Below are 8699 nucleotides of genomic sequence, written 5' to 3' on the forward strand. Positions count from 1 at the left end.
AAGCCAAACCACAGAAGTATGCGACGAGAAAACCTAGTAAAAACAATGCCAGTCAGGCTTAACTGACTGGCATTAGGCCCACTGGCCTCCCTCTTTTTTATCCGTACCGCTTACCCCTCCTGTACCTGGGGCAGGGCCTCCTGCTCGCGGTAGCGGCGGGCCAGCACGGCGCACACCATCAGCTGGATCTGGTGGAAGATCATCAGGGGCAGCACCATGACCCCGACGCTGGCGGCGGGGAACATGACGTTGGCCATGGGCACCCCGTTGGCCAGGCTCTTCTTGGAGCCGCAGAAGACGATGGTGATCTCGTCCGCCCTGTTGAAGCCGAGGCGACGGCTGATCCAGACGTTCCACCCCAGCACCAGCGCCAGCAGCACGCAGCTCAGCAGCACGATGCTGGCGAGATCATACCAACCGACCTGGTGCCAGATCCCCTGCACCACCGCCTCGCTGAAGGCCACATAGACCACCAGCAGGATGGAGCTCTGATCCAGCTTGCCGATGAGCGGGCGATGGCTGTCGACCCAGCCACCGATGAGGGGGCGCGACAGGTGGCCCACCACGAAGGGCAGCATCAGCTGCACCATGATGGCCTGAATGGAGTGCCAGGTATCGACCCCCTCCCCCTGCACATTGATCATCAGCCCCACCAGCACCGGCGAGAGGAAGATGCCGAGGATGCTGGAGGCCGAGGCGCTGCACACCGCCGCCGACACATTGCCCCCCGCCATGGAGGTGAAGGCGATGGCCGACTGCACGGTGGCGGGCAGGGCGCACAGATACAAGAAGCCGAGATAGATGGCCGGGCTCAGCCACTGGGGCACCAGCGGCGTGAGCAAGAGCCCCAGCAGCGGGAAGAGCAGGAAGGTGCTGGCCATCACCACCAGGTGCAGCCGCCAGTGGCCGAGGCCCGCCAGCAGGTTCTGGCGCGACAGCTTGGCACCATGCATGAAGAACAAGAGCGCCACCGCCAGCTTGGTCAACAGACCGAACCAGACGGCCACCTGCCCCTCGCAGGGGAAGAAGGAGGCCAGGGCCACCACGGCAATCAGCACAGAGGTAAAAGGATCCAGACGCACGGAGAGTCTCCAGAGAAAGCGCGTCCCGCACGGGATGGGGACGACAGGGCACGGGGAAGGCGTCATCAGGCGGCGACCCCGGATACGAAGGGACAAGCTTACCCCGAACACCCTGTGGTGCAAAGTTGAGCGGCAGCTTCATTTGTTTCATTTTGTTAAACGATAACGCGCATTCTCACAGCAAAACTAAACGATTTTGCCCCTCCGGCCCCGGATCCGGCCAACAAAAAACGGGCGACCAAGGCCGCCCGTCTCCTGTTTGCCACATGCCGGTCAGCGCTGGCTGGCCAGGGGGCCGCTGCCCGCTTTCTTCTCATTGCCACCTGACTTGCGGGCTTGGCGCTTCTCGAAGCGGGAGATCCACCAGTAGGCCAGCGCCGAGAAGACCGCGGTCATGAAGACGTTGATGAAGAAGGCGCGCACCAGATCCACCCCGGCCGGGAAGGCGGAGGCACTCATGCTCACCACGAAGATGGCGATCAATACAGACACCACGCCCATCCCGAAGGTGCGCGACCCCATGCGGAAGTCACGGGGGGTATCGTCATGTTTCCAGCGGAACACGAAGTAGGCCACCATGATGAAGATCGGCGGCAACATGGCGGTGCCGGCGGTGAGGTTGATGGCGGTGTTCATCATCTGCTGCACCGACTCGGAGCCGAAACCGTTGACCACCAGCATCGCGAACACGAAGACAAACTGCCACCAGGCGGCGCGCACCGGCACGCCGTGCTCGTTGAGCTGGGTGGTCTTCTCGCCGTAAACCCCCTGCGGGATCTCGGAGAAGTGGATCTTCACCGGTGCCGAGGTCCACATCATCATGGAGCCGAACATGGCGATGAACAGCACCACGCCGACGAAGCGGCCCACCAGCGCTTCGGAGAGCCCGAAATACTGCGCCATACCGGTGAAGATCTCCACCATGCCGCCGGCATAGGTGAGGCTCTCGCGCGGTACGAACACGTTCACCAGCAGGGAACCGACCGCATACATGGCACCGATGACGATACCGGCGCTGATGATCACCTTGATGAAGGACTTCTGGCCCCCCTTCACGTCATTAAGGTAGGCCGCCGCCGTTTCGGCACCGCCCGCCGCCTGGAAGATCCAGCACATGATGCCGAGGGTCGCCCAGTTGACGGTAGGGGTCATCGCCTCCAGCGTGATGGGCTGGGCCGGTACATGATCGCCACTCAAAGCCATCAGGGCGCCCAGCACATAGATGGCGAACAGGGCAAAGACGCCGTAGGCCACTATTTCGGCAATCTTGCCGAGCCAGCTCGCCCCCTTGGTGGAGATATGGGTCGCCGCCGCAAACAGCACGATGGAAATGACTGAGGTGACCATGGGCGAGAAGCTGTACTCATAGCCCAGCATGGCGTAGGAGGCGTAGGCGATGACGTTGGGCAGCAGGGAAACGAACCAGAACAGGTTCACGAACCAGTAGAGAAACGAGCCCAGATAGGCCATCCGGGTGCCGAGCGGTTTTTTAAGCCAGTCGTACATCCCCGACTCGGAGTTTTTATTGGCCGAGACGAACTCGGCGATGATGAAAACGAACGGGATGAAGTAGACGATGGTCGCCAGCAGGAAGATGGGGGCGGAGCTGAGCCCCAGCTCGATGTTGTTGTTGACGATGTTGCGCACGTTGAACACGGCGGCAAAGGTCATCGACAACAAGGCAAACTAGCCTATGGTGCCGCGTACGGATTCAGACATGGTGTCCTCCAGTGGACTTGCGCTCCCTGCGGGTAACGCTGTGACTCTGTGATGTGTTTGGCAAGGGTCTGTCGGCCCCGCGCTTTACTCTCTTGTTATGATCGGGCCGCGTGGACGGCCTCGCTGGTGAACCGGTGCAATCTCACCGCACCGGCTCGCAATATCATTCAGACGATCGGGGTGCCCGGCGCCATCGGCACCCGCGGCTGCAACAGCACGCTCTGGCTCTCGTCCGGGGTCTCGGCGCAGAGCAACATGCACTCGGATCGCTCACCGCGCATCCTGGTGGGCTTGAGGTTGGTCAGTACCACCACCTCGCTGCCCATCAGCTCCTCTTCGCTGTAGTAAGGCACCAGACTGGTGACGGTCTGCAGCGGCCGCTCGCCCCCTACGTCGATCTGGACGATGTAGAGTTTGTCGGCCCCGGGGTGGCGCACCACCTCCAGCACCTTGCCCACCTTCATCTCGACCCGTTTGAATTCGGCAAACTCGATCGTCTCGCTCATGCACTTTTCCTTTTCTGGTTCAACGGTTTGCGGGTGGCCAACGGCCACCCGGTTTGATGGGGTCATGACGGCTGGATGACGACCTGCGCCGCTGGCTCGGCCTCTTTCGCGCGCGCCTCGGCGCTGAGAGAGGCCTCGTAGCGGTTGTATTTCCACCAGGCGAAGCCGAGGAAAATCACGATCCCGCCGACGTTGTAGAAGACGATGGTCATGATGTCGGCGCCGGTCGGGAAGGTGGAGGCGAGGAAGCCCACCGAGAAGAGGACGATCAGCACCGAGACCACGGCGATGCCGGTGGAACGCGAGCCCATCTTGAAATCCCGCGGCAGGTGGTCGAGCTTCAGCCGCAGATTGAGGTAGGCCAGCATGATGAACAGCGGCGGCAGCATGGAGGCGGCAGCGGTCATGTTGATGACGGTGTTCATCAGCTCCTGCGCGGTGTTGGAGCCCAGAGTCGGGATCACCATCAGCGGCAGCACGATGAGGTACTGGATCCAGGCTGCGCGGGCGGGCACGCCGTGCTCGTTCAGCTCGACCGTCTTCTTGCCGAAGATGCCGGCCGGGATCTCGGAGAAGAAGATCTTCACCGGGGTCGCCGTCCACATCAGCAGGGAGCCGAACATGGCGGTGAAGGAGACCAGCCCGACGAAACGGTTCATCAGGATCTCCGGCAGGCCGAAGTAGGCAGCCAGCCCCTCGAACACCTGCACCGAGCCGCCGGTATATTTCAGGGTGTCGCTGTGGACGAACACGTTGATCAACAGCGATGCGATGGAGTAGAGCACGCCGATAAAGATCCCGGCGACGATGATCACCTTCACGAATGACTTGGAGCCGCCCTTCACGTCATTGACGTAGACCGCCACCGACTCGGCGCCACCGGCTGCCATAAAGATCCAGGTGGTGATGCCGAGGAAGGCCCAGCTGAAATCGGGGACCATGGCCTCTACCGTGATGGGGTCAGCCGGTTGCACGCCGCCCACCAGTGCCGCACCCGCCAGCAGGATGTAGGAGAGGGTCAGCAGCAGCATCAGGGACGAGGTCACCGAGGTGATGGGGCCGAGCATCTTGGCGCCGTTGGTGGAGACATAGGTGGCAAAGGCAAACAGCACCATGCTCAATGCCGTGGTCGCCACCGGGGTGAGAATGTACTCGTAGCCGAGGAAGGCATAGGAGGCGTAGGCGATGACCCGCGGCAGCAGCGAGGTGAAGAAGAAGAGGTTCACGAACCAGTAGGTGTAGGCGGAGATGAAGGCCCAGCGACCGCCGAGGGAGCTCTTCACCCAGGCATAGACGCCCGCTTCGGAGTTCTTATTCAGTGACACGAACTCCGCAATGATCAGGCAAAACGGAATGAAGTAAAAAAGGGTGGCCAGAAAGAACATCGGGGCCGAGGCCAGACCGATTTCGATGTTGTTGTTGATGACGTTGTTGAAGCTGAATACCGCCGCGAAGGTGAGCGACAGCAGACCAAACTTGCCTATCGTATTGCGTTTGGAATCAGACATGGTGCATCTCCAGACCTGTAGTTATTGCCGCGAAAGGGCGGGGCATGATGTGTAGGGTGAGCCCCGCCCTTCCGGCTTTTATCAGTGCAGAACCGGCGGCTTGTTATTTGTTCTTGAAGTAGCCGCCTTCGACGGTGACCTTGATGATCACCTTGCGCACCGGCGCATCGCCGACGAAGCGGTAGGCCTCGTCGTTCTCGAAGATCACCACCTGCCCATTGCCGACTTTCTGGCGCTCACGCACCTCACCGGCCAGCCACTCGCGGTCGGTGGTATCGTCATAGCCCTGCTCGACCGCCAGCTCGCTCTTGGCAGCCCACTCCACCGTCTCTGCCCCTTCCAGGTAGTAGTGGACGTCGAAGTAGCGGCGCTGCCCCTCGAACAGGGAGGTGGCCGGGCTGGCCCCCTCCTGCAAGCGATAGGTGAGGGAGTCACCGATGGAGTGACAGATGCCGGGCTTGAGGTTCGGCAGGTTGTTGATGGCCTCCACGCAGCGGCCCCACTTCTTGCCCTCCCGGTAGATGTTTTTGAACAGGGTCAGGTTGTCCAGGGTGATCATGCGAGGTTCCTCCCGCCGTTGATGGTGAGATCGAGCCCGGCCAGCGCAGCCGGATTGAGGTTGCCACGGGCGATGGGCAGCAGGGTCAGGCCGAAGCTGAACAGCTCGAATCGCACCCGCCAGGAGTCCAGCACCTCGGAGCCCCAGGAGTTGGAGCCGAGCCCCAGTACCTTGTGATCCAGATTGAGGGTGAGATAACCGCTCGGTTCCAGCTCGTTGATGTGCTGCGCCGCGTGGATATGCTCCCAGCTGTAGGGCCAGACGCTCAGGTTGATGGGGGCATCGGGCCGCACGTAGAGACCGGCGCCATGGCGGTTGGTCAGGGTCGCCCAGCGCACCTGCTGACGGTTGCCGTTGTCCTGCGGGAAGGGGTAGTGCTCCCACATCTCGCTGACTGTGCTGTTGAAGCTGTCGATCCAGTTGCTCTGGCGGCTGTCCTGATAGTTCTCGCCCGGTCCCATGCCGTAGTAGTGCACCCGGTCGAGATCCTGACGAATGCCCAGTTCGAAGCCGATCTTGGGGATGATGTCGTCGTAGCCGCCGTAAGGCTGACCAGAGAGCGCCACGTGCAGCTGACCGTTCGGGCTCAGGGTGTAGACGTAGCGGCAGCGCATGCCGAAGTCGAACACCGGCGGCGCGATCAGGCTCTCAACCGTTACCTCGACCGCCTCGCCCAGCTGACGCCAGCTCAGAGTGCGGAAGTGCTCCTGCATGATCTGCAGGTGGTTCGGGTGCCACAGGCTCTCGTACTCCTGCTTGTGGTTGTCGATCATCGGCTTGAAGAAGGTGAGGCGTGGGGCTCGCTCGATGAGCTCGATACCATCCTGCTGCCAGCTCACCAGCTTGCCCTCGAGGCGCGAGAAGCGCAGGGCAAAACCGCTGCCACTTAGGGTCAGGTCAAGGCGCTCATCGGCAATCTGCAACGGAGTGGCGTTGGGATTGGCAAAGGGCTGCAACTGGCGAGTCGACTCTTTCAGCTGGAACTGGTACTGACCCAGTTCATGCTCCGCCGCGCTGTAGCAGGTAGCGGTGGCCTTGATGACCCGCAGCTGGACGAAGGTTTCCCGCCCATCGAGGGATGGCAGTTCGAGTTGCAGCTCTGTGGTGGCACCGGGGGCAATCCCTTCCAGCCGGATTTGCTGGCTGGCCAGCAGTTCGCCCTCGGCCTTCACTTCGACCAGCAGGCGGATATCGTCGAGAGTGGAGAACCAGTAGCGGTTTTCCACTTCCAGCTTGCCGCTCGCCAGATCCAGAGTGCGCACCTTGACCGGGCAGATCACCTGCTTGTATTCGCGCAGCCCAGGCCCCGGGGTCTGATCCGGGTAGATGAGGCCATCCATGCAGAAGTTGTAGTTGTTGGGGTAGTCGCCGTAGTCGCCGCCGTACTTGTAGACCGGGCGGCCCTGCTCGTCCTGATCCAGAATGCCGTGATCGCACCACTCCCAGATGTAGTGGCCCTGAATGTGGGGATGACGGTCGAACACCTGCTGATATTCGCTGAGGCCACCCGGGCCGTTGCCCATCGCGTGGGCGTATTCGCAGATAATGCGCGGCTTCGCCATCGGGAACTCGCCGAAGCAGTTCATCTGGGAGACGCGGGAATACATGGTGCTCACCACATCCACTACCTCGGCATCGCGATCCTCTTCGTAGTGCACCAGCCGGGTTGGGTCGATTGCCTTGCAGCGCTGGTACATGGCTCTGATGTTGCAGCCGTAGCCGGACTCGTTGCCGAGCGACCAGATGATGATGGAGGGGTGGTTCTTCTGGGCATGCACGTGGCGCTCGATGCGATCCACGAACACCGGCTCCCAGAAGGGGTCATCGGTGATGCGGCTGAGATCGCCGACGTTGGCAAAGCCGTGGGTCTCCACGTCGGTCTCCGCCATCACGAACAGACCGTACTGGTCGCACAGCTCGTAGAAACGCGGGTCGTTCGGGTAGTGGGCGGTGCGCACCGAGTTGAGGTTGTGCTGCTTCATCAGCACGATATCGCGCTCCACCCGATCCATGCCGACCGCACGGCTCTTGAGGTGGTCGTTGTCGTGGCGGTTCACCCCGTGCAGCTTGAGGTAGTGGCCATTGACGTAGAAGAGGCCATCCTTGACGGTGATTTCACGCACCCCGACTCGCTGTGGGATCACTTCCAGCAGCTCGCCCTGACCGTTGTAGAGGGAGAGTTGCAGCTCATAGAGGTAAGGGTCTTCGGCACTCCACAGATGGGGATTGGCCAGATCCAGCGTGAAGCGGCAATCACACTTGTCATCGATGGCGAGATGGTCGAGCGAGCCGCTGGCGATCTCGCTGCCCTGATCCAGCAGCGACCAGGCCAGACGGTGATCCTTGGCCGACTCGCCCAGGTTCTCCAGCTGGATATCGCAGCTCAGGGTGGCGCTCCGGTTGTCGTCGGCCAGCGCGGTCTGGATGAAGAAGTCCTGCACATGGACCGCCGGTTTGCCCACCAGGTAGACGTCGCGGAAAATCCCCGCCATCCACCACATGTCCTGATCTTCGATGTAGGTGGAGTCCGCCCACTGCATCACTCGCACCGACAGCTGGTTTTCGCCAACCTTGGCGTAGGCACTGATATCGAACTCGGCGGTGAGGCGGCTCCCCTTGCTGAAGCCGACGTAGTGGCCGTTCACATAGACCTCGAAGTAGGTCTCCACCCCGTCAAACTTGATGATCACCTGTTCGCCATCCCAGGCCGGGCTCAGCGTGAAGCTGCGCTGATAGGCGCCGGTGGGGTTGTTGGTCGGCACGAAGGGCACATCGATGGGGAAGGGGAAGCCCTCGTCGGTGTACTGCAGCTGGCCGTGCCCCCCCATCTGCCACATGTTGGGGACGGCTATCTGGCCCCAGTCGCTCATGGGGCTGTGATAGAAGGCCTCCGGCACCTGCAGGGGGTGGTCGAAGTAGTGGAACTGCCACTGACCGCTAAGGCTCAGAAAACGGCGGCTCAGCTCGCGCTGCATGGTGGCCGCCAGCGCGTGGTCGGCATAAGAGAAGAAGTAGGCACGCGGAGCCAGCCTGTTTTCACCAACGAATTGGACGTTTTCCCAGTTATTCACATGTCCTCCCGGAACAAGGCAACGTTAACTGGGTAAATTCTAGATAAATATTTACTAAATATCAGTTTTGAATAGGTAAAGTTTTAACCTGATCACAGTGAGCGGATGGTTTTGTGAGCGAGATCAGAAGCGGAAGATAAAAGGGAATAGGGCGGATGGGTGTGGCATGGATGTTGATGATACCAATCGGATTAAACATTAGGTCAGTTTTATCCAATCTCGGCTACAAAGTGACATCACCCGCTCCACATCGG

At 61.0% G+C, this 8699-nt stretch carries 6 protein-coding genes; all 6 read right to left on the minus strand.

All coding sequences use genetic code 11. The annotated features are described in order from the left end of the window. Positions 1-110: 110 nt before the first annotated feature. Positions 111-1082: a bile acid:sodium symporter family protein gene (locus PG892_RS20150; RefSeq protein ID WP_069784189.1), complete on the minus strand. Its 972-nt coding sequence runs from the start codon at positions 1080-1082 to the stop codon at positions 111-113. A 273-nt stretch (positions 1083-1355) separates the two neighbouring features. Further along, complete coding sequence (locus PG892_RS20155) at positions 1356-2753, minus strand: amino acid permease (protein ID WP_270825773.1); 1398 nt, start codon at positions 2751-2753, stop codon at positions 1356-1358. A 215-nt stretch (positions 2754-2968) separates the two neighbouring features. Further along, a complete protein-coding gene (locus tag PG892_RS20160) occupies positions 2969-3307 on the minus strand; it encodes a tRNA-binding protein (protein WP_026080427.1) in 339 nt (112 codons plus the stop codon). A 62-nt stretch (positions 3308-3369) separates the two neighbouring features. Continuing rightward, entirely contained in the window at positions 3370-4815 is a 1446-nt protein-coding gene (locus PG892_RS20165) for an amino acid permease (RefSeq protein ID WP_264787118.1), read from the minus strand. Between the two features lie 103 nt (positions 4816-4918). Next, positions 4919-5374: a beta-galactosidase subunit beta gene (locus PG892_RS20170; protein WP_210556903.1), complete on the minus strand. Its 456-nt coding sequence runs from the start codon at positions 5372-5374 to the stop codon at positions 4919-4921. Beyond that, complete coding sequence (gene ebgA, locus PG892_RS20175) at positions 5371-8445, minus strand: beta-galactosidase subunit alpha (protein ID WP_270825771.1); 3075 nt, start codon at positions 8443-8445, stop codon at positions 5371-5373. The genes PG892_RS20170 and ebgA overlap by 4 nt, the downstream gene beginning before the upstream one ends. Positions 8446-8699: the final 254 nt, after the last annotated feature.

Origin of the sequence: Aeromonas sp. QDB68 (assembly GCF_027707405.1) — a bacterium.
Taxonomy (GTDB): Bacteria; Pseudomonadota; Gammaproteobacteria; order Enterobacterales; family Aeromonadaceae; genus Aeromonas; species Aeromonas caviae.